Source organism: Ohessyouella blattaphilus (assembly GCF_024721265.1).
GTDB classification, from domain to species: Bacteria; Bacillota; Clostridia; order Lachnospirales; family Lachnospiraceae; genus Aequitasia; species Aequitasia blattaphilus_A.
Map to the genome: position 1 here is coordinate 1 of NZ_JAMXOC010000018.1, position 26,516 is coordinate 26,516.

The following is a 26,516-nucleotide window of genomic DNA, read 5'->3' on the forward strand; positions in this document are numbered from 1 at the left end:
TATAGTTGGTTCGGCAGTCAACCATAGTAAGTAATATGCCACTAATCTGAAGCTTAGGGTTAAGTCCCCGATATACCTTTCCTATAGTTCTTATAAGCTGCTGCAAGCCTTTCACTGGTAAATAGGCCGCTTGTACTGGTATTAATATGTTGTCAGCGCAGACAAGGGCGTTAATAGTTAGCATTCCTAAAGAAGGCAAGCAGTCTATTATAATGTAATCATATTGTTCTTTTACCTGATCTACATATTGCTTTAGAATAGTCTCTCTGCTCATTACATTTACTAAAGAAACATCCATGCCCGACAACTCGATATTGGATGGCAATAAGTCAATTCCTTCTTCATGATGCACGATTCCCGATAATAAATTCTCTTCTCTATCTAAAATGATATCTCCCATTTTAGATGCTAGTGTAATCTCTAATTGGTCCGGCTGCTTAAAGCCAAGACTTGCTGTGAGAGAAGCCTGAGGGTCATTATCTATGGCAAGAACTTTTTTCCCTGCTCTTGCAAGACCAATGCTTAAATTCACTGCAGTCGTCGTTTTGGCACATCCTCCTTTTTGATTGGCTATAGCAATTACTTTCCCCACCTAAAGCACCTCCTTAACACTTCTAAAATACTCAGGGTATCTCAGGCGAACGGCTTCTAAAAAGAAGGGCGCGTATTCACAACAAAAAACGTCGTCTATGCAATAATATTTACACTCCTTTAAGGTCTCCTCTTGATTCTCTTCATATTTATAGATACTTGGTGTATCGTTACAGTAAAGGTTAAATGCTAAGCGTACTGCTCTAGCAGAACCGCTAGTAATCCAACTTTCGAATAAACATTGCGGTCTGACACTATTGCTTTCAAAATCATAGATATGACCAATCATTCTCCGCGTTTCATTAGCTATTCCGAGAGTATAAAACAAGGCCTTGTTATACACATCCTTGTTATCAACTTCTCCCATGTGCTTGAAGTAAAATTCTTTGTGTTCCTGACTCTTAAATAAAAGTTCTTCACTTTCTGCTCTTAGCGCTGTATTCATGTAGCTCCCTCCTTAATAACATTTGGCTTTATTCACTTCAAAATAATGCCTGACAAACTTCTTGGTTCCTTTGTTCTTATAGAAATCGGACACTTCACTGATCTCTACCTTTTTGTTATGTGCGATTATCTGTTCTCTGAGCCAAAGAATTTCTTCCTTGGTTCCTTGCACACGCACTTTAAGCATAGATACCTCCTTTCTTGCTCCGAGAAAAGGCCCACACTCATACCACATTGATTTAGGATTTGGATTGTTTGGATTTTATTATTTAGGGATTCTACAGATAGATATGAATAGACATAAAGAAACCGCCTTTGTACTCGACAAAGACGGTTAATGACAATAAATATATTGAATTTTCACCACCCCACAAAATTGTGGTAAATACTGTGGTAAATCACGCTTTTTTGACTTTTTTCAAAATCATGAAAGCCCGCATTTACGCGGTTTACAGGCGTTTTTTATTCCTGGACATATGGCATCAGGGCAATATGTCTTGCTCTCTTAACAGCCACAGTGATTGCTCTCTGGTGTTTCGCACAGTTTCCTGTGATTCTACGAGGTAAGATTTTACCTCTCTCAGAGATATATTTTCTAAGTTTTGCTACATCTTTATAGTTGATTTCGTTATTTTCTTTACCGCAAAATACGCATACTTTCTTTCTTCTGCGCGGGCCGCCTCTTCTCTTGAAGCCGCCTTCCGGTCTACTTCCTCTTTCGTAAGCCATCGCTATCGTTCCTTTCTACTTTAATTTAGTTAAAAGGTAATTCCTCATCGATTCCGTCTGGAATATCCATGAACCCATCGCCGGCATCTGCCTTAGGCTGTGGGGATGGTGTGCTTTGATTAAAAGCTCCGGCATTTGACTCACTTGCCGACTTGCTTTCAGCAAACTCGATTTCTTCACAAACAACGTCCGTAGTATATACCTTCACGCCGTCCTTATTCGTATAGCTGCCTGTCTGAATACGACCAACGATTGCTGCTTTCATGCCTTTATGGAAGTATTTCTCCATAAATTCACCTTGCTTACCAAATGCTACACAGTTGATAAAGTCAGCATCCGCCTCACCGTCTCTTTTAAATCTACGGTCAACCGCTACCGAAAATCTTGCTACCGCAAGAGGGTTATCACTTTGTGAATATCTAACTTCCGGATCTCTCGTAAGTCTTCCCATCAAAATTACTTTATTCATATTTTTACCTCGTCTCTATTTACGCTTCGTTTTTAACGCATAGATATCTGAGCACGTTATCCATGATGCGGATTCTTTGTTCCACTTCATGAGGCGCTGTTGAATCTGCATCGAAGTGAATGAAGTAGTAGTAGCCTTCGTTCATTTTCTGAATTTCGTAAGCAAGTCTTTTCTTACCCCATTCATCAACGTCAGAAATGGTACCGCCGAAACGTTCGATTAAAGCTTTTACTTTATCGATTACGGCTGTTCTTTCTTCCTCTTCGATTTTTGCGTTAACAACAACTGTCAATTCATACTTGTTCATGTTATCGCTCCTCCTTCTGGTCTTGTGGCCCTTATCTTATATAAGAGCAAGGATAGTCCGCAAGATAACTACTACCTTGCGGATAATCATTGTATCACAGACAGTTATAGTATCATATTTCGCTAGACATTTCAAGATTTTTTCGCGATATTCTTTTGCCTTTTTTTGTAAGAAATCCCGTACCCCAGCGCAATTCCCAGTAGCGATGGCAACACCCAACCCATTCCTACCGAGAAGAAAGGTACCTTCTCATATAACTCTAAGAGACCTACTACCACTTTTAGGCTCTTTACACTCTCCGGTAAGACCGCCAAAGCGTCACCAAAACCAAATAGCCCTGCGGCTAGAGCCGACGTGATATAGGGAAGCTGTCCGCCGCCGAAGAAATGCTCCAAGAAGGAAACGATCATCAGCACAATGGCTAGCGGATAGAGAAACATGAGAATCGGCAGCGATAAGGATATTATTTTCGTCAAGCCCACGTTAGCTACTCCGCAACCGATTACGGTAAAGAGAACCACGTATTTCCGATAGGATAAGGACCTAGGAAACATCATTACAAAGGCCTCCGAGCAAGAGGTCACTAGACCGATCGCCGTTTTAAGACAGGCAACTGTAACAATAAGCGCTAGCAAGACATTGCCAAAGGGGCCAAAATAGTGCCCGGCGATTTGGGCGAGAGCAATCCCGCCATTGTCGCTCACTTCAAAAGTTCCCAGGCTCGCAGCTCCCATGTAGCTTAAGCAGCTGTAGATAATCACCATTAGAATCATACTGACAAATCCCGCTTTTGCCATACTTTTGGTAATCTCTTTCGGCTCTGCGACTCCCAGTTTTTTAATAGAATCGACCACAATCACGCCAAAGGCGAGAGAAGCCAAGGCATCCATCGTGTTATACCCTTCCAAAAAGCCGCTTAGAAAAGCTTTATTCTGGTAGCTCGTCGCTGCTGGCATCATGGACGCATCTCCCATCGGTCGTACAAAAGTATAGACAATCAGTATCGTAAGCAATACCAAAAAGAGAGGGTTTAACACCTTCCCTACCCAGAGGAGAATTTTCCCTGGATAAAGCGAAAAGATTAATGCGATTCCGAAAAAGAGCAAGGTAAATATTAAAAGACCAAGCCTTTGATGCTCTGGTCCGATAAACATCGACATGCCGATTTCATAAGACACCGTTCCCGTTCTCGGATAGGCAAAAAAGGGGCCGATGGTTAGATACAGAAAGCATGTGAAAAGTATTCCCCAACCCTTTCCTACACGCCCTGCTAAATCCAGTAAGCCACTACTATTTGTAATGCCAATTGTCAGTACGCCCAAGTACGGTAAGCCTGTTGCGGTGACAACAAAGCCTAGACTTGCTAAGAGTACATTGCCTCCGGCTAGTTGCCCCATATGTACCGGAAAGATTAAGTTACCTGCCCCGAAAAAAAGGCCAAAGAGCATCGAGCCCACAAAGACATTTTCCATCAACGACACTTTTCTGTTCATTTTTATCCCCCAAAATGTAGGTATAGCCACCTGCTCCCGTTTCCCAAACTGAGGGCAGATGGCTAATCGCTTTCTTTATGATCTTCTTCCATCCCGGAAGAATACGTATGCGGTGTAGAACATAATTACAATTACTACAAATGTCAAATGATATAGATCTAAACTCTTTACAAGGAAGTTAGCGATTAGTACCCCGATGATACCGAAACTTGCCATCATTAGCGCCGCTTTACGATCATACTTCCCTTCTTTAATAAACTTAATTCCGGCGGCTGGCATTAGAAAGGCGCAAGAGCCCATCATAATTGGGAAAGCGGCACTGATATTCAGTCCTAATATTCCGACTAAGGCCATACACGGCGCGTATAGACCAACACCGATGGTCATGAGCGCACCTAGTACAAAGTTGCCAATAATGCCTATCACTAATTTATAACCAATTAACTCTTGAACGGCATCAGGATCACCTATGGTGCCTGAGAATGGCCCCCAACCGATGTTTTTAAGGAAAAGCACAATTGCCAAGATAATTAACGCACCACTGAGCGCGTAACGAATCTGCTTAACCGGTAGTTTCGTAACTATCGCTGCTCCTAAAACCGCACCGATTATAGAAGCGGCAATCATGGTTACTAGGGTTACGTTACCTACGTTTCCAAAGGTAAGGAAGCAAATGAACTCCACACCGATAGGAATACAGTGACCTACGTTCAAGGTTCCTGGTACTAATTCATCCTCACAGGACTTAGTAAACTTAAACCCCGCCTGAGTAGTGGCAAAACTCCCGATTCCTAACGTGTCAAAAAAATTCGCAACAGCCCCAATAATTGCTAGTGGCACTAATTTTGAAGTGTTGAATTCATCTTTGTGCTTGATGCAGTCAACAACTAGGTAAATTCCAAAGGCTAACAGCCAAATGAAAATTGCCCATGCCAAAAACGTCTGCGTAGTGTTAAACGACCTAAAATAATCAACCATAATCTCATCCCTCCAGGATTTTTGTTAAAAAAATGTCCATTCCTTCCATAATTTTAACAATTACCTTTTGAAAAGTCAATTAGCCACTTTTTGCTACTGCTCCGCTTTCTTCAAATCTCTAGCGTTTTTTTCTACCAGTTTACGACTTACCATAATCTGGTGACCACACCCTTGACATTTCAGACGAAAATCCGCGCCTACGCGCAGAATCTCCCAATCTTTCGAGCCACAAGGATGGGGCTTTTTTAAGGTTACAATATCGCCTACGGCAAATGTATAACTCACGCTACTTTCCCTCCGGTTTTACCATCTCTACACTTTCTGTGCGAACTGCTGTGATTTTCCAACGTTCATCTGAATAATTTAAGCTTGTACAGGTTGATAGAGTCATTATCTTGCTGTCTTTGTCCACCTGTGTCCCTGTATCGTACAAAGAAACTTCTTTGTTTCTCGCTAATACCTTTTCAAATTCTGCATCGTCATTAAATTGAAAGATGTAAGAATCGTCGTTTTCTAAGATCTTTGCCACCGAAAAGACCTCATACGTATGGCGCATTCCATCTGGCGTGTATAGATAGAAAATCGGATTCGCCTTTTGGAATTCCTGGTCTTTATAATCCTCTAATTTATTGAACATACTGCCATCATTCATATAGTGTCCGTAAACGATTGAGTGACGGTCACTAAAATCCGGATTGTTATACGCATTTAAAAAGATCGCACCTACCGTATTCTCGTTTGCCGAAAAAGTCTTATGAAGATAGGTGTCGTTATTGTCCGTATGCACGACCGGATAGTTAATAATCTTCGGTTCATTAGGAAAGCGAATCCAAGCACAAGTATCTGGATTTAGAGCTTTTAAGGCCTCAAAATCTACGTAGAATTCTTCCTCATTGTCCTCGGTATTAATAATCACTTTCTCGGCAATTTCTTTATATTCACTGCGTCCGTCTAGATATCCTTTAATGATAAAGAATAATTTCACACCCGAAACAATCAGAACAATAATCGCGATAATCAAGATAATTGTACTGATAATCCCTGATCCCTTTTTCTTTTTTCTTTGCTCTCTTCTACTACTCATATTAATTATACCCCTTGTATAAGCTTGCTTTTTATCAAGGGTATTATAACATACAAAGGATTATTTCGTCTTGAGTTTATGTATTTTTAATAGGGTTTAAGAGGCAGTTAATTGAAGAAGTACTATTATCCGTCTATCATATACGTATGACAATGGTATGTCGCAAACAAAGAAAGGGAGTATGCTAGTGCTTGATTATTTAGTACTTTATCAGAGTCGTTCGGGGAACACGGCTAGGCTTGCTACTCGGATTTTTTCAGCTTTACCGGGGAATTCAAAAGATATTATCGACCTTGCTTCTGGGGAACGTCTTCCTGAAGCAAAGGTTTATTTTGTCGGCTTTGGGGTTTATCAAGGCACGTGTCATATCGGGGTTTCTGATTTTCTAAGCCAACTGAGCGGAAAGATTATCGCCCTATTTGCCACTTGTGGCCTAGGTGATTCTAATGAATATAAAAAAGAAGTCGCCGCTACTACAGCGGCTTGGATAGAAGATGACAATATCTATTTAGGCGCCTATATCTGCCAAGGGAAATTTCCCCAGGCGGTCCGCAAGAAATGTGAAGAGCGACACGCAGAAGCGCTTTTGTCGCGATTTGATCAAGCCCTTACCCATCCAGACGAAGTGGATATGCAAGGCGCTGATGAATTTGTAGCTCATAGCTTAAAAAAGATAGAAGGACTTCGGAGGTAACTCTTACCTCCAAGGTCCTTCTTTTTTTAGTACCCTAAATTATCATCTACTAAGATTACCTTAATACGCTGTTTCTTAAGAGACATTCTCGTCACCAGGTACTGACAGCAAATGCTTTCCTGAGAAAAGCAAAGGTGACAGGCACCATCCCCGTGACAAGGGTTTTGTAACTCAAAGCGTTGGTTGTTAATCGGAGCTGCGATATTTTGCGCCCGGGAAATGGCCTCATCTAATGTCTTTACCACCTTGTTCATACCGGCAACGATTAACACATTTCGAGGTCCATAGATAATGCCGGCAAGGCGGTTACCGTTGCCATCGATATTTACTAGCTCTCCCGTCTCAGCAATAGCGTTCGTGCCACATAGGAAATAATCGGTATCCAGCGCCTCCAGTTCTAGACGGCGTTTCTCTTCGGGATCTTTGGCTTTGTCCCGGTCAACCACCTGATATTCACCTTGACAGACGGCCTGCTTTAAGCCAATTTCATCAAGGGTTGCCGAGCCACCATAGCCAATCTTAGCGCCACCTGGAATAAGCTCTAAGGCCTTTTTTAGCGCCGCCTCCCTCGTTTTTACATAATAGGCCTCAAAGCCACGCTTCTCCATGTTTTTAATCAACTTTTCTCCGAGAAGCCCATTACGCTTTTCTTTAATTTCGCTCATCGTATCCCTCCACCTACTATTCTTTTAGCAACTTTATCGTTTCTTTATAGTCTGGAAGCGCCTTCTCCACCTGCCCCCAAAACTTCTTATTATGCCCTGCCTCTAGCAAATGGCAAAGCTCATGTACCACCACGTATTCTAAGCACCGATCCGGATAGTAGGCCAGTTTCGTGTTAATACGGATACGCTTTGAAGAGATACTACAGCTTCCCCAGCGAGTCTTCATCCGTCGCAGAGTAAAGCTTATGGCCTTGACTCCCAGCACCGGCTCCCATTTATCGGCGTACACTTCTACCTTTTGAGCTAACTTTTGTAGCTCTTCCTTAGAAAGAGCGGGCTCCTCTATTGTCTTCTGACTACGGGCAATTACTTTTTCCCTGCTTTTACGAATCCAGTCCTGCTTCTCCTTTAGGACGGCTTCGATTTCCTCGTCACTGGCTCCTAGAGGTGCGGTCACTAGCACCTCGCCCTTTGGCGGTCTTATATAGATATTTATATTCCTGATTCTTCGGCGCTCAATTTGTATTTTTATTTTGTCTCTCCTAAGAAATAACGACCACAAGCGTCTGCTGCTTTGATTGCTGCCACCACATCTTCTTCACTGACTTTGAAAGGAAGATTTCCTAAGGTGTCGCTATCGGCACAAGCGATTTTGGCCACTTCTTTTAGCTTACTGTCATTAATGGTTCGAATACCTAGCTCTTTAAGGGTTACGGGAAGACCGATTTCAATACAGAACTCGATCACTTCTCCTAGTTCGTCCTCATCGGCATTCTCTAAGATCAATTGGACAATCGTACCAAAGGCCACCTTTTCTCCGTGGTATGCCTGATGGGTCTCTGGCAAAGCGGTAAAACCGTTATGAATGGCGTGAGCACCCGCTAAGCCGCCACTTTCAAATCCAATTCCAGACAGCAAGGTGTTGGCTTCGATAATGGCTTCCACTGATTTTGTCAACGCGCCGCTTTCGAGAGCCAGTTTCGCTTTTACCCCTTCCGTTAATAATGTTTCATAGCATAACTTTGCTAAGGCTAGAGCCGCAAGGGTTCCGCTTCCGCCGGCACAGGTCGTGCTGTCGCTTTTTGCTACCGCCCTTGCTTCAAAATAAGTGGCAAGGGCATCTCCCATCCCCGCTACCGTTAGTCTTACCGGTGACTTGGCGACCACTTCCGTGTCCACCAGTACCATATTGGGGTTGGTTGGTAAAAATAAATATTCTTCAAATACTCCCTTATCTGAATAAATCACCGATAACGCACTACAAGGAGCGTCGGTTGAAGCAATCGTCGGACAAATCATCACCGGCCGCTTACAGTAATACGCTACTGCCTTCGCCGTATCCAGAATCTTGCCACCACCGATGCCGATGACCATATCCAATCCCTGCTCCTCCATAATAGCTTTTAGTCTTTCGATCTCCGACCGGCTACACTCTCCCTTAAAGTAATCGATTACGACTTCGACGCCGTGTTCACTAAGGCTTGCTTCCACTTCCTTACCAATCCGCTTATAACCCGAATTCGTAATTAGTACTAGCACCTTCTTACCGTAATTTTTCGCGTATTCGCCCACTCTTTTCAGTTCTCCGGCGCCTTGCTGATATTTTGTCGGACAGATTAAGATTTTGCTCATTGGTGTGATTCCTCCGTTTTCCTTATTTTCCTAGACTATTTTCATTATAGCTTATTTTTTTAGACAAAAAAAGACTTCTTCCCCTAGTTTATAGTCTTTATTTCCGTCTCCCCGCAAAACGATTTCGTCTTCACCCACCTGGAGATAAAACAAGCGATAAAACCCTAGAAACTCCTTTTTCACCAAGGTCCCATGAAACGGTCCCGCCTCACAAAACTGCATCTCCTCCGGTCGGCAGGAAATCCTTTCGTTATCTGGAGTCAAAAAAGAATTGACCCGTCCTAAGAAACCTTTCGTATAGGCATCTCGGGGCCTTAAGTACACCTCCTCAGGTGTCCCGACTTGAGTGAGCTTCCCATCATGCATAATACCGATACGATCCGCTACCACCATCGCCTCTTCCTGATCGTGGGTAACGAAGATCGTCGTAATCTTAAATTTGCGCTGAATATCCCGAATCTCTTCACGCATCTTAACCCGCAGGGCGGCGTCTAAGTTGCTTAAAGGTTCATCGAGAAGCAGCACCTTCGGTTTCGTTACCAGTGCTCTTGCCAGTGCCACTCTTTGGCGCTGGCCACCAGATATTTCCGCGGTTCTCGCCTCCTGATAATCACCTAAATCCACAAGCTCTAGGTATCTCTGCGCCTCCTGGCGTGCCTGCTTCTTACTATAGCCTTGATATTTAAGACCGTACATCACGTTCTTAAGCACGTTCATATGGGGAAAAAGGGCATAGGACTGAAAGACCGTAGATACTGGGCGCACCTCTGGCGAAAGACTGCTGATGTCCTCCCCCTCTAAAAGTATCTCCCCGCTATCAGGCCGTAGAAAGCCGCCAATCATCTTTAGAGTCGTGGTTTTTCCACATCCTGATGCCCCTAAAAGGCAAAGAATCTCGCCTTCCTTTATCCCTAAGCTTAAGTTCTTGACCACTTCTTTATTGTCAAAACGCTTACTAATATCCTTTAATTCCAGATACATGGCTTTCGCCTCCTTTCCCTTTAAGCAATCGTAAGAAGATTACATTTATCAACACCGTCACCAGAATAAGCACGGTGGAAATCATCGAAGCCTCTGCGTATTTACCCGAATTAATCGCGTCAAACAGGGTAAATACAGCTATCTTTTGACCAGCGTTCACTAAGAAAATCACCGCACCGGCGGTCACCATCGCCGACGTAAAGTTGTTAACGAAGCCGACCGCAAAGCTACTTCGCAGATTCGGTAAAAGAATATCCTTTAAGGTCTGTAAGCGCTTAGCGCCCAAATCAGCCGAGGCCATGTCAAGCTCTTCCGGAATCTGAGTAAAAGCCGCACTCGTTACCTTTGTGGTAATCGAAAGCTGTTTAAAAATCATATTGAGGATTACGATTGCCGCCGTTCCCGTTAGCTTAATCGGTTCCGAATTAAAAGCTAAGATATACCCGATTCCAAAGCAAGAACCGGGAATCATGTAGGGTGCCGTCACTAAAAAGTCAAAGAACTTGCCGCCCTTTAGTTTGCGTCGCTCAATATAGTAAGAGATCAACATGCCAATTAGCGTCCCCACAAGGGCTACCACTAAGGCATAGACAAGACTCCTAAAAAAGGTATCCTTACGGCGACTCCACATTTGCAAAAAAGGTTCAAGGGAAAAGGTTCGCACCCCTTTTTGTTGCTTGCTAAAGCTATTGACGAAGATGGAACCGTATTGTAGTAGCATCATTCCATAGAAAATCACCGTGGGCAGTAGCAGTAGCCCGTAAACCAGGCCTCGTGGCCGGTAATGCTGCATCTCCTCTTCCTTTAAAGGCGTCCCTCCTTGTAGCAGACGGTTCCCCTTACTCATCAAAAGCCGGTAAAGAATAAATACCACAATTGCCGGTACTAAAAGCAAGGTGTTAAGGGCGGCACTTTTTTCTAAATTAGCGTAGCCGATTAGCTGCATGTAAATCTCGGTGGACAGATTCTCATACCGACCGCCAATAACGACCGGTGTCCCGTAATCTGCCAAAGAACGCACAAATGAAAGCAGAAAGCAGACGATAACTCCCGGAAGGGTTAGCGGCAACACTACCTGAAAATACGTATCGTTATTATCGCTTCCCAAATCTGCGGCGGCCTGTAATAGATTTTGATCCACCTTCTCCATCATGCCGATTAGCAAAAGGGCATTTAAAGACGCAAAGAAAATGGTTTGCATAATAATCACCCCAATCGGTCCGTAAGGATCTAGAGAAAGCCCTAACAGTCCGTGAGTGATACTCCCCCGGCGGCCAAACAGCTGAATGTATGAAAGCGAAGTGATGAACGGCGGCGAAACCATACTCACTAATAAAACACCCATCAGAAACCCCTTTAGGCGTCCGCTAAAAACTACCACCGTAGCAATACCAACAGCTAATACGGTCGATAAAAGCGCCGTAATAATTGCCACATAGGCGCTATTCCACAGAAGCTTCTGGTTCTTGGTAAACACTTCCTGATACACCTTTAAGCTAAAGCTACCTTCTACATTTACGCCCCTGAGAATCACACATAAAATAGGATAGAAAATAAAGGCTAGCACCAAGATAACGAGACCACTTATTATTAACTTATCTAATATGTCAAAAAAACGGGCGCTTCTAACTTGCGCCCGCTTATTATTTTGTTTACTCTTCACCTTTGTCTCCCATTAAGGTGGCCCACTTTTCTAAAATTTCTTCTCTTTGTGAACCAAACAAGCTTAAATCTTCCGTCAATAATTCGTCTTGTTTAAAATCAAGCTCTAACCCTTCAATCTCAGGTTTTACCAACAGTACGGTATTCTTCTGATCAATCTCCGCTAATTGCTTTAGATTCTCGTCATCAGAGTAGAACCATTCTATAAAAGCCTTCGCTGCCTCCTCATTTTCACTATTGGCAAAGGCGGCTACTCCCTCAGGAACAAAGGGCATCCCCTCTTCCGGATAAATCACGCTTACATCAGCGCTTTCCTCTAATTCCGCTAAAGTGCCATCAATATAGGTGATTCCGATAGCCACTTCCCCAGCGGCTACTTTCGTACTAGGGTCTGAGCCCCGCTTAGAATAGTAGGTAATGTTTTTATTCAAATCCTCAAAGTACTGCCACCCAGCGTCACCTTTTAATTGTAGCAGGGCATTTACAACGGCGTAATTCGTTCCCGAAATCGCTGGATTCGACATCAAGATCTCGCCTTCATACTCTGGCTTGGTCAAATCATCCCAGCTCTTTGGCGCCTCAAGTCCCTTTTCTTCAAGGATTTCATTGTTCACAATAAACCCAACTACCGTAACACCCTTGGAAAAATAGTAGTTTTCGCTATCTTTATACTCTGGCGTAAGATCTGCGGCAGCGTCAAAATTCACCTGCTCTAACAGGCCGTTCTCTTTCGCGTCCATAAACGCATCAATCCCACCACCAAACCAAACATCGGCAGCCGGGGTACCTCCTTCGGCCTTAAGCTTTGACAGCACTTCCCCAGAAGACATCGAGATAAACTCTACCTCTGGACCAACCTCTTCGGTAAACCGATCAAATAACGGCTGGTAATTCTCGCTAGTGGCCACCACATTTAACGTACCCTCTATCTTCGTCGACTTTTCGTCAGCCTCCTTGCTATCGCTATTCGCATCATCCGCTGCTTTCTTTCCACAACCGGCAAGCACACTGACCATCGTCACCATCATAAGTATTGCAAGTATTCTCTTTTTCATCTAGACCTCCACTTTTGCTGCATTTATAATACCAATGCTATTATAGGCTTTATTTCTGAAGAGGTCTAATTGTCTTGCTCTATAGGTTCGTCTCACTTATAGTCTTTTTCTATCACATCCGATAAGAGAGAGGACAAATACTTACACATTTGCCACAGGTAGTCGCTCCTGCCATTCCTAGCGAAGCCTCTAATAACTCGCCGTTCTTATCTGTCTCTGCCTGACAGCTAAGGCCCTTAAAGCCGTCTGGAGTCAAGGCTTTCACCGGACAGATCTGAAAGCACAAGCCGCAAGAACCATCTCGCAGATAGGGACATTTATTTTCCAGTTCTTCCTGATTAGGCATAAGCTCCGCCGCCGTCATAATCGTGCCCAAGCGCCCACCAGAGCCTTTCGCTGTTACTAGCATACGGTTCTCACTAAAGTAGCCAAGCCCCGCTACCGCTGCACCACTTCGGTGAGACCACGGCGCTCTTAGCGTCTTTTCATCATAACTAACCTGAATCTTCTGGGAAGGGTAGCCCTCCCCTTCCAGATAATCACAGACCTTTTGATTTATATAATCGAAGTATTCATTAATAACCACATATGCCTCGCCCCATAAAGGTGTTTCCTGAGCAGAATTCTTCGGCGAGTCCACCACTGCCTTGGTAAACGGCACAAAGTAACTAATCACACTCTTCGCACCGGGAAAAAGCTCTGTCGGCGTCTGATGCCACTCACCCACAATCGCTTTAAGCCCCTGATACTTAGGATTATCAGCTGCCGAAAAAGCCACTAGCGGCTCCCTGTATAAATCCGCTCTTCCCAAATTAGCTAGCTCTTCACGAATAATCTCCACAATTCTACTTTCAATCTCTCCCATATTCCCCGCCTTTCTTAGCCTCCACCTACCAACCTTCCACCTCTACTTTATCACATTTGAGGGCAACAAAAAACTCAGTACACAAAAGTATACTGAGTTTCTTTAAAAGGCGCCAACCAGATTTGAACTGGTGAATCAGGGTGTTGCAGACCCATGCCTTACCACTTGGCTATGGCGCCTCGTTATGAGCACTTAATGCCTGTTCTGTAGGCATTTACGTGCGATACATATCGGATACTTGGTGAGGTCCTTCCGAACCTAGTCATCCGATGTCGTTATGAGCACTTAGTGACTGTCTTTTAGTCACTTACGTGCGATACATGTCACAGTACTTAGTGAGGTATCTCACGAACTTAGTACTGGGACTCGTTATGAGCACTTAAAGACCGTACTTTGGTCTTTTACGTGTGATACATATCACAGTACTTAGTGATACACATATCGTTTACACTTACCTATAAGTGCAAATGACCCCTACGAGAATCGAACTCGTGTTACCGCCGTGAAAGGGCGATGTCTTAACCGCTTGACCAAGGGGCCGCATCGGCCACTTCACTATAGCGACCAATCGTTATATTATCATAAAGCTCGTCTTATTTCAAGAGGTTTATACAAAAAACTGTAATAGAAAAATCCTGCAAACAATTGTCTGCAGGATTTTCTAATTCTAACTCCCCGAGCTGGGTTCGAACCAGCGACCCTTCGGTTAACAGCCGAATGCTCTACCGCTGAGCTATCGAGGACTGTTATGAGCACTTAACGCCTGTCTTATAGGCGTTTACGTGCGATACGTATCGGATCCTTGGCGAGGTTCTTTCGAGCCTAGTCATCCGATGACGTTATGAGCACTTAACGCACGACAATACAGTACCACGCACCTCTTAAATTGTCAAGATACCCCTTACACTTTTGTCGCAAGCTTCATAATTGGATTTAAATCATAGATTAGACGAAGCCATTTATGTTCGTGAATCGTTACGTAGACATCCTTACCAACGCCCGCTGTATAGAAAAGGGCAATCAACATAAAGATGGTCCACACGATTACTAAAGCACCAACAGCACCTAGTATACCGCCACCTAAGCGGTTAAGTGCGCCGATTACCGGCAGATTAGAAACTACGTCCAGGGCAAATATAAACGCTCGGATGATAATTGTCATTAAGATAAAGACTGCGATAAAAGCAACTACGTTAATCAATAGCTTTGACAGATAATTACCTACGTACTCACCAAAGGTCGTCGCCCCTACTTTTTTATAGCCTTCTTCATTATTGTTTTCCCGTAGCAGCTCTTTAAAAAAGTCCGGGATTTCCGCTTGCTCGATGGCACTAATCTGGGTTTCTTTAGGAATATCGCTCTCCTCAATCGCCGTAATCATCTTCTGCTGAGAGTCTTTTATCCCTGCTAACACTTGATCGGATATCCCCAGTTCATTGAGCTCGTCATCGGTCACCTTGCCGCTAATCACATCGTCAATTGTCAAGTCATGTTCGGCTAGCTTCTCTTCTGAAATACCTACGGCATTAAGCGCCCGCTTAATCGCATCCGCATCAATGGCGAGTTCATCAGAAATAGAACCGGTAAACAGGTCCTTTGCCGAGCTTGTTACCGATGTCATTACCTGTGTTTTTATCATTTCGTCTAGCGGTGTAAACTTTGTAATTGCTTTAGCCGCATAGGGTGTTAGAAAAACCACCAGAACCAAGGTAACTATTGTAGTTACCAAGGATACGACAATTTTTATGGCACCGCGACCAATACCCACCCCGATACCAATCACGAAAATAAGTGCTACGACGATTACAATCCAATCCATCCTTTTTCTCTCCTACCTTTATTTAGTGAGCCTTACCGTTTCCATACCGCTGCTGTTGATAATTGCATACTTATTTACCCCCCAGAGCGGATACACCTCGAGAATTGGCTTATCAGCTTCACCTACAAACCTCTCTACGCCATCTTTTAACACGATACATATATTCGTGCCATCGTACAAGATTACTTGTCCATCGACGACCTTCATATGGCTATATACGTTCTTCACTTTGCCGCGCATTTTCTCTTTGCCGTTCGCGCCAAAGAGCCTTACTTCATACTGGGTTTTATCTTTCAGTAAGACCGCGATGTATTTACTGTCACTGGCCACACTGCTAATTTCCAAATCAAAATTTACCTTCGATACTTCCGTAGGTTCCGTAATTCCTCGGTAGATTGAGAGGCTCTTTTCCCCTACATGGAAACTTATATCTCCTCGCAGAAAACCAACTGTGGGCACGAGTTCGCCTTCGTACACCACTTCTTTAATTCCCACCTTATCGCTTTTGTCGTTTTCCCCGGCAAAGCTATAATAACCGATTTTGCTCTCCACTTGCTTTTCTTTGATATGGAGATAGGATACAATCATCCCTTTCCCGTCCTCGCTAATGCGAGCATCCACAGGGTAACCGGTTGTCGCAATGGTAGATTTATGCTCAACTAAGACCGCTCCCTTGGTATCGTAACAGATAATGGATGGTGCGGTATCACCCTTTAAAAGCGCACACAAAATCCCTTGTTCGGAGACCGTGACTTTTTCAATCGGGGCACTTGTTTTCACCTCACCGATTAGGCCTTCCTTATTAAAAATATAGGCTTCATTTCCTTCTTTATCGGCAACTGCGGCGGCCGACTCCGAGACCGTAACAATCGGATTTCGCATCTGATACGGCTGGTTAAAAATAACATCACCGCTTTTATTTAGCAAGGAAATACCATCCTTACTGTAACGCAAAACCCCAGCGGCAAACTGCTGATATCCACTTTCGGTTACGTCGCTTGTCTCCACCTCTTGTACCGTTTTAATCTTCGTGTATGTCTGAAAATGCACCACCAAGTACGTTGCCGTAATAATTACGAGAATTGCGACAATGCCTAAGATTAGCATACGCCTCCTTTTTCTGCGATAGGCGTTAATCTGTTCGTCGATGTTTTTCTCAGTCTCCCAGTATTTATCAAGATCTAGAACTTCATCATCTTGTACTACCCGCAGATTTTTACCTCTTTTAGGCATCGTCGCTTCTCCTCTACTATTAAATAAATGCTTTTACTTTTTCATAGATGCCATCTGCATCTAATCCGTATTTCTTAATTAATTCTACCGCTGGTCCTGACTCGCCGAAGACGTCTTCAATTCCAACTCTTAAGACTTTTGCATCACCACTTGCTGCTACCGCTTCACAAACTGCACCGCCAAGACCGCCGATAATTGAATGCTCTTCTACGGTAATGATCTTTCCGGTTTTAGCTGCTTCTGCTACCGCCTCTAAATCTATTGGTTTAATCGTATGCATGTTGATAACGCCTACGCTTTTTCCTTCTTTTTCCAAACGCTCTGCCACTTCAAGACAAGCGGATACCGGTAAACCGGTAGCGATAATCGTCGCGTCGGTACCTTCTCTTAAGGTAATCGCTTTCCCGATTTCGAATTTATAATCTGGTTGATCGTTAATTACCGGTACAGCCAATCTACCAAAACGCATATAGACTGGTCCTTCGTGCTTATACGCAGCTTCCACGCAGGCTTTTGCTTCCACGTCATCTGCTGGGTTAAGAATCACCATTCCCGGAATGGTCCGCATTAAGGCGATATCTTCATTACACTGGTGAGACGCACCGTCTTCACCTACAGAAATACCGGCGTGAGTCGCACCAATTTTTACATTTAAATGAGGATAGCCGATTGAGTTACGCACTTGCTCAAAGGCTCTACCTGCAGCAAACATCGCGAAGGTACTAGCAAAAGGCACCTTACCGGTAGTAGAAATACCCGCAGCGACGGTCATCATATTACATTCAGCGATTCCACAGTCGATATGACGTTCTGGAAAAGCTTTTTGAAATACGCCTGTTTTTGTAGCTGCTGCCAAGTCGGCATCAAGAACCACCACATCTTTATGAGCTTCACCAAGAGCTGTTAAGGCATTACCGTAGCTCTCTCTCGTTGCAATTTTCTTTACTTCTGACATAGTGCTTCACCTACTTTCTCTAAATCTGCCATTGCCACTGCATACTGCTCGTCGTTCGGTGCTGTACCGTGCCATGCTGCTTGGTTCTCCATGAAAGAGACATCTTTTCCCTTAATTGTCTTGGCAATAATGGCTGTCGGCTTACCTTTGGTTGCTTTTGCTTCCTTAAAGGCCGCGTCAATTTGATCAAAATCGTGACCGTCGATATTGATTACGTGGAAGTTGAAAGCCTCAAATTTCTTATCGATTGGATAAGGAGAGTTCACGCAATCAATCGCGCCATCAATTTGTAAGTTGTTGTTATCAATAATTGCCACGAAGTTATCAAGCTTGCGGTGAGCAGCTAACATAGCAGCTTCCCATACTTGACCTTCTTGTAACTCGCCATCACCCAGTAAGGTGTAGACGCGGTATGACTCGTCGTATAGTTTAGCGGAAATCGCCATTCCGACAGCGGCGGAGATACCTTGGCCAAGAGACCCACTGCTCATATCTACTCCGGGGATGTGTTTCATATCCGGATGTCCTTGCAAATAAGAACCTGTGTGTCTAAAGCTTGGCAAATCCTCTACAGGGAAGAAGCCGCGATTAGCAAGGCTCGCATAGTACCCTGGTGAAGTATGTCCCTTGGACAAAACAAAGCGATCCCGGTCGGCCTTCTTAGGGTCTTTTGGATCGATGTTTAATTCTTCAAAATACAGATAGGTATAAATATCTGCTGCTGAAAGTGAGCCGCCTGGATGGCCGGCTTTTGCTGAGTGGACAGCGGTGACAATCCCTTTTCTGATCTCATTTGCTGTCTTTTGTAGTTCGAGCTTATTCATTTCTTTCCTCCTTTTATTCTTCAAAAGCCTTCTTATAGTCAGCTTTGAATTTCTCAATTCCTTCGTCTGTTAACGGGTGATCAATCATCTTCACGATAACATTATAAGGTACGGTGGCAATATCTGCACCGGCAATTGCACAGTCGGTTACGTGAATAGGACTGCGAACACTGGCAGCAATCACTTTCGTCTGAATATCTGCAACTCGGAACATCTCTACAATTTCTTCGATTAAATCTACACCTCTAAAAGAGATATCATCTAGACGGCCTAAGAAAGGAGATACGTAGGTCGCGCCTGCTCTAGCTGCTAAGAGTGCCTGATTAGCGGTGAAAATCAAGGTGACATTGGTCTTAATCCCTTCCGCTGTCAATTGTTTACACGCTTTTAGCCCTTCCGCTGTCATGGGAATTTTTACTACCATGTTTTTATGAATAGCAGCGATTTCTCGGCCTTCTGCAATCATCCCTTTCGCATCCGTCGTGGTCGCTTTTACTTCTCCACTGATAGGACCGTCCACAATCCCGGCAATCTCTTCAATTGCTTTTTCAAAAGGGATACCCTCTCTGGCAATCAAAGACGGGTTAGTGGTTACCCCACTGATAACACCCATTTCGTTAGCTTTTCTGATTTCGTCAAAATTTGCTGTGTCGATAAAAAATTGCATGTGTTCCTCCTTTTAGAGTTCTGTTCTGCCTTCTAAGGCCCGCAAAAGCGTGACTTCGTCGATATATTCTAAGTCACCACCCACCGGTACGCCACTGGCGATCCGGGTCACCTTAATCCCCGTGGGCTTGATCAGCTTGCTAATATACATAGCAGTGGTCTCGCCTTCAAGACTGGAGTTGGTGGCAATAATCACTTCATCAACATCCTTTTGCAAGCGCTCAATGAGTTCCTTAAGCTTAATATCTTCTGGACCAATTCCTAGCATCGGTGAAATCGCTCCGTGCAGGACGTGGTAGACGCCTTCGTACTTCCCGGTTTTTTCATACGCTGCTAAGTCTCGCGTATGTTCAACCACCATAATCTCTTTGTGGTTGCGCTTATCGCTACTACAGATCGGACATAATTCCCGGTCCGTCAGCGTATAGCATTCCTTACAGTACTTGATATTCTCTTTTGCGTCCACAATGGTCTGAGCGAGACGTTTGACATCCGCTTCCTTCATATTAAGCATATGAAAAGCCATCCTCGTTGCCGACTTAGAGCCAATACCTGGCAATCTGGAAAGCTCCTCTATCAATTTGCTAATTTGATTACTATAGTAATCCATATTTATACATCCCCTAATAGATCTCTAGAATAAATTCGGCATCCCGCCAGTTAAGCCTTCCATGCTGCCAGCGTTCTCAGCATCCACTTGTTCAAAAGCTTCGTTGGTCGCCGCCACAATCAAATCCTCTAACATTTCAATGTCATCTGGATCCACTACTTCTTCGCTCAGCTTAAGCTTTACCATCTGCTTTGCTCCCGTTACCGTTACTTCTACGGCACCGCCACCAGCAGTCGCGGTAAACTCTTTCGTTTCCATCTCTTTGGCTTTTTCTTCCATCTGCTTTTGCATCTTCTGAGCCTGTTTCATTAAATTAGCCATATTACCCGGCATGCCTCCGCCGCCAGGAAAGCCTCCTCGTTTCGCCATTTAAAAATCCTCCTCTACTACTTCTGTTTGTATTATTTTACTAAGATCTGGATACTGACTCTCGAAAGGTCGCCCTTCCTTTAACAGACGGACTTCAATTTCTACGTCTTTTTCTGTCTCGGCGGCAATCGCCGCCTTTAGCTGGTCAATCCAGTCTCCTTTGCTTACCATACTATATTTTACACTATCATCCGTAACAAGCAAGAGCTTATCGTCATCGGAGACACTGAGTTTTGTCTGTTCAAAAAAGCCTTTTGCCATCCCTTCACCGAGACGGGACAATATTTTGGAAAAGCGCTCCACCACTTGGCGAATATCGGCACTTAGTGCCTTTTCTAACACCACCGGGGGATACTCCTTTTCCGGTGCGGCGCTTGCCACCTGAGTAACCACTGGCGCCGGGGCAAACTCTAGCTCTTCCACTTCTTTTTCTAAGGCCCGCAAGCGGTCTAACAAGGAGCCGTAATCCGTCTCCATCTGGGGTTTACACAGCTTGATAAACGCGACCTCTAAAAGCACTCTTTTCTGGGTGGAAAAGCGCATTCTATTTGCTAGTTCGGAAAACACGCGAATGTAGCGAATCAAAGTATCATTTTCCACCAAGGTCGCCTCTTCTTTCAAGCGCTGAACATTTTCTCTAGACATATCGAGAACGTCTTCCAAATCTTCGGCGCTTTTTATCAGCAAAAGATTTCGCAGATACCAGATAAAATCATTCGTCAGCTGAGTCAAGTCCTTACCTTCCATAATCAGTTCGTTCAAGGCTTCTAGCACCTGCTTTACATCCATGGAAAGGAGCTTACGGAAAAGATTGCTGAATACTTCGGCGTCAATCGCTCCTAACACCTCTAATACGTGTTCGTAGCGAATTTCCTGGTTAAAGTAAAAGGCTACGCATTGGTCTAGAAGACTAAGGGCGTCACGCATGGCCCCATCGGCGCTTCTGGCAATATAGCGAATGGCCTTCTCCTCAATCTGGATGTTTTCTGCCGTCGCTAGTTCCTGGATCCGCTCACTAATGGTATCAATGCTGATTCGCTTAAAATCATAGCGTTGACAGCGACTGAGAATGGTGACCGGAATCTTGTGGGCTTCCGTAGTTGCCAGAATAAAGATAACATACTCTGGCGGTTCTTCCAAGGTTTTTAGCAAAGCGTTAAAGGCCCCGCCTGAGAGCATATGCACCTCATCGATAATATAGACCTTATATTTTCCCTGAGCCGGACGGTACGCCACTTCTTCTCTGATTTCTCGAATATTGTCAACACCGTTATTAGAGGCGGCATCAATTTCGATAACATTGAGGGAGTTACCGGTAGCGATTTCCTGACACATCGCACATTTTCCGCAAGGATTCCCTTCTTCTGGGGCCTGGCAGTTAACGGCCTTTGCCAAAATCTTCGCCACCGAGGTTTTTCCTGTACCCCGGGTTCCACAGAAGAGATATGCATGACCGATTCGGCCGCTCTTCACTTGGTTCTTTAGGGTGGTGACAATGGCATCTTGACCTTTTACTTCCGCAAAGGTGGTGGGCCTGAATTTTCTATATAGAGCCGTGTAGGACATCTTTTACACTTCCTTCTTTCGTTCGTTAGATTCCAAAGCTGATGCCAGTTAATTCGGCTTCTCTGATAATGCTGGAATCAGGGTCGAGATACTTAAGTTTCCCGGCCACCTCTTCGAGAGGCACGCGGATAATCTCGTTGTTGCGAACGGCTGCCATCTTTCCGTAATCTTCTTCTAAGATCATCTCGGCTGCTGCCGCACCTAGTCTCGTGGCTAATACTCGGTCGTAAGGGCACGGTGATCCGCCTCGCTGAGTGTGACCAGGTACAGTGATTCGCACTTCCTGGTCCGTTCGCTCACTAATCTTATCCGCTATCTCATAAGCCACCGAAGGGTATTTTGCCCGAGCTTCTTTTTGGGCTTTCTTTGGAAGCTCTGCCACTTCCTTCGAAATGGCACCTTCGGCAACAGCGATAATCGTAAACTTCTTACCGCTTTTATTCCGTCTATTAATCGCTCTGACCACCACATCGATGTCATAGGGAATCTCTGGCAAGAGGATAATGTCCGCACCGCCAGCGATACCAGCGTGTAGCGTCACATGCCCTACCTTATGCCCCATTACTTCGATGATGAAGACCCGGCCATGGCTAGTAGCCGTGGTATGGATCCGGTCGATCGTATCGGTGGCGATATCCACCGCACTTTGAAAGCCAAAGGTCATATCCGTTCCCCAAAGATCGTTATCGATGGTCTTTGGTAAGGTCACCACGTTAAGCCCTTCTTCCCTTAGTAAGTTGGCCGTCTTATGGCTACCGTTTCCGCCTAAGACTACCAAGCAGTTCAAATGAAGCTTATGGTAGGTTTGCTTCATCTCTTCTACTTTATCAAGGCCGTTTTCATCTGGCTTTCGCATCAGCTTAAAGGGCTGTCTGCTGGTTCCGAGAATGGTGCCACCAAGGGTTAAGATTCCCGAAAAATCGCGAGACTCTAGCACCTTAAAGTCACCGTACATAAGACCTTTGTAACCGTCCTGAAAACCGTAGATCTCGACGTCATCACGTTTTGTATAAATCGCCTTGACCACTCCTCGCATAGCCGCATTAAGAGCCTGGCAATCACCACCGCTGGTTAGAATTCCTACACGTAACATAAAAACCTCCTGTCTCTTCTGGGGCAAAACAATTAGTCAAACAGTTGGGCAAATTCCTGGGCGCCAATCTTTTCTTTTTCCAAAAGAAGCTGCGCACATGCGTGCAATACTTCTTCGTGTTCTTTGATTAGCCTTCTCGCCTCATTGTGACACTCATCGATAATTCGCTTCACTTCCTCATCAATGGTAGTGGCCACTTTCTCGCCATACCCCCGAGAGGAATGCATCAGATCCTTGCCGATAAAGACTTCGTCGCTGTCGTTGTCATAGTCGATCAAACCAACTGCATCGGACATACCGTACTTGGTAACCATGGCTTTGGCAACCGAAGTCGCCTGCTTAATGTCACCGGAAGCTCCCGTTGTGATGTCGTTAAATATCATCTCTTCGGCCACTCGGCCGCCAAGAGCTGAGGTAATATCTTGGAGCATCTTGCCTTTGGTGTTATACACATCTTCTTGTTCTGGCACCTGCATCGTATATCCACCAGCCATTCCTGTAGGGATAATCGATACCGTATGTACCGGTCCCATATCCGGAAGGACGTGGAATAGAATCGCGTGTCCCGCCTCGTGATAAGCCGTAATCTTCTTTTCTTTCTCGGTGATGACCCGGCTTTTCTTCTCGGCACCGATACCCACCTTGATAAAGGCCCTATTAATATCTTCTTGCATAATGTATTTACGATCTTCTTTTGCCGCAAATATCGCAGCTTCATTCATTAAGTTCTCAAGGTCTGCTCCTGTAAAGCCTGGGGTGGTCGCCGCTGTCCTTCGCAGGTCCACATCCTCAGCCAAGGGCTTTCCTTTGGCGTGAATGGCTAGGATTTCCTCCCGTCCTTTAATATCTGGACGGCCAACGAACACCTTTCGGTCAAAGCGACCAGGGCGAAGAATCGCCGGGTCGAGAATATCCACTCTATTCGTCGCTGCCATTACGATAATGCCTTCGTTCACACCGAAGCCATCCATCTCCACAAGGAGTTGGTTGAGCGTCTGCTCCCGTTCATCGTGCCCGCCACCCATACCGGTTCCCCGGCGTCTAGCTACCGCATCGATCTCGTCGATAAAGATAATGCAAGGCGAGTTTTCCTTCGCTTGCTCAAATAGATCACGAACTCTTGAAGCTCCCACACCTACAAACATCTCCACGAAGTCCGAACCTGAGATGGTAAAGAAGGGAACGCCGGCTTCACCAGCTACCGCTTTTGCTAGTAAGGTTTTACCAGTCCCTGGAGGACCTACAAGGAGCATGCCTTTAGGAATCCGCGCTCCCACATCGATAAACTTCTGGGGATGTTTGAGAAATTCCACTACTTCCGCTAAGTCTTCTTTTTCCTCATCCAGACCCGCTACATTGGCAAAGGTAACTTTCTTGTCCTTATCGGTGGAAAGCTTGGCCTTGCTCTTACCAAAGTTCATTGCCTTGGCATTGCCACCGCCCCCTTGGCGATTAAGCATCAAGAAAAGCAGAAGCATCCCGCCGGCAATTAGCGCTACTGGGAAAACCGTGGTTAGCAGGATCGAATCCTTCGGCACGGCCTTCACGTCGTATTCAATTTTTTTGTCCCTAAGGATCTTCTCGATGTCCTTTACATCAGAGACGCTTAAGTATTTTTCCGTTTCATCCTTTAACTGGACGATAACTTCTCCCGTTGGCACATCCTTGCTAAGAGCAATGATAATCTTCGCATAATCCTCATCCTCGAGAATTTGCTCAAATTCTGTACGGTTAATCTGCTTGGCCCGCTCATCTACCTGGTTGGTAAACCAGAAGATCGCAAACACTAGCACGATCAGAGCCAGAAATGAAAGCCCGTTAAAGCTTCTTACTTTTCGATTATTCAATGATTAATCCTCCCTATTCTACCCCTTCAACCACACCGATATACGGTAAATTCCGATATTTCTGGGCGTAATCTAGGCCATAGCCGACCACAAATTCATCAGGAATCGCAAAGCCTAGGTAATCGACCTTGATGTCCTTTACAATTCGGCGCTCTGGCTTATCTAGAAGCGTACAAAGACGCAAGCTCTTTGGCTTTCTGTCTTTAAAGTTCTCAATTAAGTATGACAAGGTCCGTCCGGAATCGATGATATCCTCCACAATCAGGACGTCCTTTCCCTCTAAAGGTTCATCCAAATCCTTCACGATGCGGACAACGCCGCTAGATTTGGTATCATCGCCGTAGCTGGATACGCTCATAAAGTCCATAGAAACCGGTACGGTAATGCGCTTTGCTAGCTCACACATAAAGAAAACGCCGCCCTTTAGGACACAGATTAAGTGTACCGATCTGCCAGCGTAGTCTTTGCTGATTTGTTCTCCTAATGTTTTTATTCTTTTTGCTACCTCTTCTTCGGGTATCATTTCTCTAACCGATTCTGCCATTTTTTGTAATCTCCTTTTCAAAACTTATCTCAACAACTGTCCGCGTTTGCTCACTCACCTGATAATAGGGGCTTTGCCGATAGCCTACCACCCACATCACGTGATTTCCATCACAGACAAGGGGTATCTCGGCCCTTTTATCTCGATCTATTTTCTCGTCGATAAAGAATTGCTTCAGTTTTTTCTTATCGCCGTTTTTATTGATGGTTAAATAGTCCCCTGCCCCTCTATTTCTAATCGCAAGACTATCCTTTATTCTATCATAATCGAACCATTTCGTGTAGGTTCCCCGGGGAAATTTTTCTAGCTTCTCGGCGATTTCAAAAATCCGGATCTCTGGCTGAGGAACTTTTCCCCCACCCTGCTCTTTTTTCTTTTGCAGAAGCACCCCGTCGTAGGTTCGTCTAGCCTGAATCTCATAAGGAAGATCAAGCAAACGCCCCCCTTGTTTTTCAAATAGTTCTTCTAATTGCCGAACGTGAATACGGCCTAAATCCTTGCGCTTTTCGCTGGCCCTGCTTAAAAACTCTAACAGAAATTCTCCTCTAAGAGCCGGCGGCACTTCTCTATAGACACTCTCTACCGCCAATAGGCCACCGCCCTCTGTAGCGATCAGCCCTCGCTTAAGATAAGGCGAGAGCGCTTCTCTTGCAAAAGCCGCTAACGCTTCTAGTCGATTTGCGCTTTCGTTGATATGCAAAATCGTCTGCTGATTGACCTGTTCTGTCAAATAGGGCAGGACGTGGTTGCGGATTTTGTTGCGCGTATATTCGTCTTCGCAGTTGGTCTCATCGATAACATAAGCTAGTCCCCGACCCTCTAGGTAAGTCATAATCTCTTCTTTTTGCACACAGAGAAGAGGGCGAATATAGGGGAAACTCACCGGCTTAATCCCTGTTAAACCAAGGACGCCGCTACCTCTGCATAGATTGAGCAAGAAGGTCTCCGCATTATCGTCCATATGGTGACCGAGAGCGATTTTATTCGCTCCATACTTTTCTAGTGTCTCCTGAAACAACTGATGGCGCAGCTTGCGCCCAGCTTCTTCGCTTGAGAGCTTATGGAGGCATCCATAGGCTTTCACATCCGCTCTTTCTACCACTAATTCAACCTGGTGCTCCTGACAAAGAGCCGTGACGAATTCCTCATCGACAGTCGCCGCCCCCCGCAGCTGATGGTTTAAATGAACGGCAATCAGCTCTAGCTCTAGCACCGCTTTGAGCTCATTTAAAACAGAAAAAAGGCAGACCGAGTCAGGTCCTCCGGATAAGCCGATGACCACTCTGTCGCCTTTACTAAGCATTTGCTGCTCTTTCATATATTTTTCAATCTTCTGCACAG

30 protein-coding genes and 3 tRNA genes are annotated in these 26,516 nt (G+C 44.8%); 1 reads left to right on the plus strand and 32 read right to left on the minus strand.

The features are described 5' to 3' along the window. The 10 genes from NHH16_RS11140 to srtB all read right to left on the minus strand — a co-directional run. Nucleotides 1-592, minus strand: a 592-nt coding sequence (locus tag NHH16_RS11140) for a ParA family protein (RefSeq protein WP_262069685.1), incomplete at its 3' end; no start/stop codon positions are given. After that, the gene (locus tag NHH16_RS11145; protein ID WP_262069686.1) at nt 593-1,036 is read right to left on the minus strand and encodes a DUF6075 family protein; all 444 of its coding nucleotides are present in this window, start codon (nt 1,034-1,036) and stop codon (nt 593-595) included. It abuts the gene before it with no gap. A 12-nt stretch (nt 1,037-1,048) separates the two neighbouring features. Next, complete coding sequence (locus NHH16_RS11150; RefSeq protein ID WP_262069687.1) at nt 1,049-1,222, minus strand: hypothetical protein; 174 nt, start codon at nt 1,220-1,222, stop codon at nt 1,049-1,051. A gap of 275 nt (nt 1,223-1,497) precedes the next feature. Then, nucleotides 1,498-1,764 carry a 30S ribosomal protein S18 gene (gene rpsR / locus NHH16_RS11155; RefSeq protein WP_262069688.1) on the minus strand — a complete coding sequence of 89 codons (267 nt, stop codon included), beginning with the start codon at nt 1,762-1,764 and terminating at the stop codon, nt 1,498-1,500. A 25-nt stretch (nt 1,765-1,789) separates the two neighbouring features. Further along, nucleotides 1,790-2,233, minus strand: coding sequence for a single-stranded DNA-binding protein (locus NHH16_RS11160; protein ID WP_262069689.1), 444 nt, complete (start codon nt 2,231-2,233; stop codon nt 1,790-1,792). A gap of 19 nt (nt 2,234-2,252) precedes the next feature. Then, nucleotides 2,253-2,540: a 30S ribosomal protein S6 gene (gene rpsF / locus NHH16_RS11165; protein WP_262069690.1), complete on the minus strand. Its 288-nt coding sequence runs from the start codon at nt 2,538-2,540 to the stop codon at nt 2,253-2,255. A 131-nt stretch (nt 2,541-2,671) separates the two neighbouring features. Further along, complete coding sequence (gene brnQ / locus NHH16_RS11170; RefSeq protein ID WP_262069691.1) at nt 2,672-4,033, minus strand: branched-chain amino acid transport system II carrier protein; 1,362 nt, start codon at nt 4,031-4,033, stop codon at nt 2,672-2,674. Nucleotides 4,034-4,108: 75 nt separating this feature from the next. After that, nucleotides 4,109-5,011 (minus strand): sulfite exporter TauE/SafE family protein, encoded by a 903-nt coding sequence (locus NHH16_RS11175; RefSeq protein ID WP_262069692.1) that lies wholly within the window; start codon nt 5,009-5,011, stop codon nt 4,109-4,111. 93 nt (nt 5,012-5,104) lie between these two features. Beyond that, complete coding sequence (locus NHH16_RS11180) at nt 5,105-5,296, minus strand: DUF951 domain-containing protein (protein ID WP_262069693.1); 192 nt, start codon at nt 5,294-5,296, stop codon at nt 5,105-5,107. 1 nt (nt 5,297) lies between these two features. Next, entirely contained in the window at nt 5,298-6,095 is a 798-nt protein-coding gene (gene srtB / locus NHH16_RS11185; RefSeq protein ID WP_262069694.1) for a class B sortase, read from the minus strand. A gap of 187 nt (nt 6,096-6,282) precedes the next feature. On the opposite strand from srtB, the gene NHH16_RS11190 reads away from it, so the two are divergent. Further along, on the plus strand, nt 6,283-6,789 hold the full coding sequence (locus tag NHH16_RS11190; protein WP_330643521.1) for a flavodoxin family protein: 507 nt from the start codon (nt 6,283-6,285) through the stop codon (nt 6,787-6,789). Between the two features lie 26 nt (nt 6,790-6,815). Here the strand turns inward: NHH16_RS11190 and NHH16_RS11195 are convergent, their stop codons facing one another. The 22 genes from NHH16_RS11195 to tilS all read right to left on the minus strand — a co-directional run bounded on the left by NHH16_RS11195 (nt 6,816) and on the right by tilS (nt 26,514). Beyond that, entirely contained in the window at nt 6,816-7,454 is a 639-nt protein-coding gene (locus NHH16_RS11195; RefSeq protein ID WP_262069695.1) for a lactate utilization protein, read from the minus strand. A 16-nt stretch (nt 7,455-7,470) separates the two neighbouring features. Then, nucleotides 7,471-8,016 carry a M48 family metallopeptidase gene (locus NHH16_RS11200; RefSeq protein WP_262069696.1) on the minus strand — a complete coding sequence of 182 codons (546 nt, stop codon included), beginning with the start codon at nt 8,014-8,016 and terminating at the stop codon, nt 7,471-7,473. Further along, nucleotides 7,983-9,086 carry a glycerol dehydrogenase gene (locus NHH16_RS11205; RefSeq protein WP_262069697.1) on the minus strand — a complete coding sequence of 368 codons (1,104 nt, stop codon included), beginning with the start codon at nt 9,084-9,086 and terminating at the stop codon, nt 7,983-7,985. Before NHH16_RS11205 ends, NHH16_RS11200 begins: the two co-directional genes overlap by 34 nt. A 51-nt stretch (nt 9,087-9,137) precedes the next feature. Beyond that, nucleotides 9,138-10,067, minus strand: a complete 930-nt coding sequence (locus tag NHH16_RS11210) for an ABC transporter ATP-binding protein (RefSeq protein ID WP_262069698.1) — start codon at nt 10,065-10,067, stop codon at nt 9,138-9,140. Further along, on the minus strand, nt 10,042-11,730 hold the full coding sequence (locus NHH16_RS11215; protein WP_262069699.1) for an ABC transporter permease: 1,689 nt from the start codon (nt 11,728-11,730) through the stop codon (nt 10,042-10,044). Before NHH16_RS11215 ends, NHH16_RS11210 begins: the two co-directional genes overlap by 26 nt. Further along, complete coding sequence (locus NHH16_RS11220; protein ID WP_262069700.1) at nt 11,720-12,784, minus strand: ABC transporter substrate-binding protein; 1,065 nt, start codon at nt 12,782-12,784, stop codon at nt 11,720-11,722. Before NHH16_RS11220 ends, NHH16_RS11215 begins: the two co-directional genes overlap by 11 nt. 112 nt (nt 12,785-12,896) lie before the next feature. Beyond that, nucleotides 12,897-13,649, minus strand: a complete 753-nt coding sequence (locus tag NHH16_RS11225) for a hypothetical protein (RefSeq protein WP_262069701.1) — start codon at nt 13,647-13,649, stop codon at nt 12,897-12,899. A 107-nt stretch (nt 13,650-13,756) separates the two neighbouring features. Further along, a tRNA-Cys gene (locus tag NHH16_RS11230) sits at nt 13,757-13,828 on the minus strand. 289 nt (nt 13,829-14,117) lie between these two features. Next, a tRNA-Glu gene (locus NHH16_RS11235) sits at nt 14,118-14,189 on the minus strand. Nucleotides 14,190-14,320: 131 nt separating this feature from the next. Next, nucleotides 14,321-14,392: transfer RNA gene (locus NHH16_RS11240), tRNA-Asn, on the minus strand. Nucleotides 14,393-14,550: 158 nt separating this feature from the next. Continuing rightward, entirely contained in the window at nt 14,551-15,468 is a 918-nt protein-coding gene (locus NHH16_RS11245) for a CvpA family protein (protein ID WP_262069702.1), read from the minus strand. A gap of 18 nt (nt 15,469-15,486) precedes the next feature. After that, on the minus strand, nt 15,487-16,701 hold the full coding sequence (locus tag NHH16_RS11250; protein WP_262069703.1) for a DUF5711 family protein: 1,215 nt from the start codon (nt 16,699-16,701) through the stop codon (nt 15,487-15,489). A gap of 19 nt (nt 16,702-16,720) precedes the next feature. Continuing rightward, nucleotides 16,721-17,656 (minus strand): transketolase family protein, encoded by a 936-nt coding sequence (locus tag NHH16_RS11255; protein ID WP_262069704.1) that lies wholly within the window; start codon nt 17,654-17,656, stop codon nt 16,721-16,723. Next, nucleotides 17,644-18,480, minus strand: a complete 837-nt coding sequence (locus NHH16_RS11260) for a transketolase (RefSeq protein WP_262069705.1) — start codon at nt 18,478-18,480, stop codon at nt 17,644-17,646. Before NHH16_RS11260 ends, NHH16_RS11255 begins: the two co-directional genes overlap by 13 nt. Nucleotides 18,481-18,493: 13 nt before the next feature. After that, entirely contained in the window at nt 18,494-19,147 is a 654-nt protein-coding gene (fsa, locus tag NHH16_RS11265) for a fructose-6-phosphate aldolase (RefSeq protein ID WP_262069706.1), read from the minus strand. Nucleotides 19,148-19,159: 12 nt separating this feature from the next. Next, the gene (gene recR, locus NHH16_RS11270; RefSeq protein ID WP_262069707.1) at nt 19,160-19,756 is read right to left on the minus strand and encodes a recombination mediator RecR; all 597 of its coding nucleotides are present in this window, start codon (nt 19,754-19,756) and stop codon (nt 19,160-19,162) included. 24 nt (nt 19,757-19,780) lie between these two features. Beyond that, nucleotides 19,781-20,125, minus strand: a complete 345-nt coding sequence (locus NHH16_RS11275; RefSeq protein ID WP_262069708.1) for a YbaB/EbfC family nucleoid-associated protein — start codon at nt 20,123-20,125, stop codon at nt 19,781-19,783. After that, nucleotides 20,126-21,691, minus strand: a complete 1,566-nt coding sequence (gene dnaX, locus NHH16_RS11280) for a DNA polymerase III subunit gamma/tau (protein WP_262069709.1) — start codon at nt 21,689-21,691, stop codon at nt 20,126-20,128. A 25-nt stretch (nt 21,692-21,716) separates the two neighbouring features. Beyond that, the gene (locus NHH16_RS11285; RefSeq protein WP_262069710.1) at nt 21,717-22,784 is read right to left on the minus strand and encodes a 6-phosphofructokinase; all 1,068 of its coding nucleotides are present in this window, start codon (nt 22,782-22,784) and stop codon (nt 21,717-21,719) included. A 32-nt stretch (nt 22,785-22,816) separates the two neighbouring features. Next, nucleotides 22,817-24,631: an ATP-dependent zinc metalloprotease FtsH gene (ftsH, locus tag NHH16_RS11290; protein WP_262069711.1), complete on the minus strand. Its 1,815-nt coding sequence runs from the start codon at nt 24,629-24,631 to the stop codon at nt 22,817-22,819. Between the two features lie 13 nt (nt 24,632-24,644). Beyond that, nucleotides 24,645-25,175 (minus strand): hypoxanthine phosphoribosyltransferase, encoded by a 531-nt coding sequence (gene hpt / locus NHH16_RS11295; RefSeq protein WP_262069712.1) that lies wholly within the window; start codon nt 25,173-25,175, stop codon nt 24,645-24,647. Then, the gene (gene tilS / locus NHH16_RS11300) at nt 25,159-26,514 is read right to left on the minus strand and encodes a tRNA lysidine(34) synthetase TilS (RefSeq protein ID WP_262069713.1); all 1,356 of its coding nucleotides are present in this window, start codon (nt 26,512-26,514) and stop codon (nt 25,159-25,161) included. Before tilS ends, hpt begins: the two co-directional genes overlap by 17 nt. Nucleotides 26,515-26,516 lie beyond the last annotated feature (2 nt).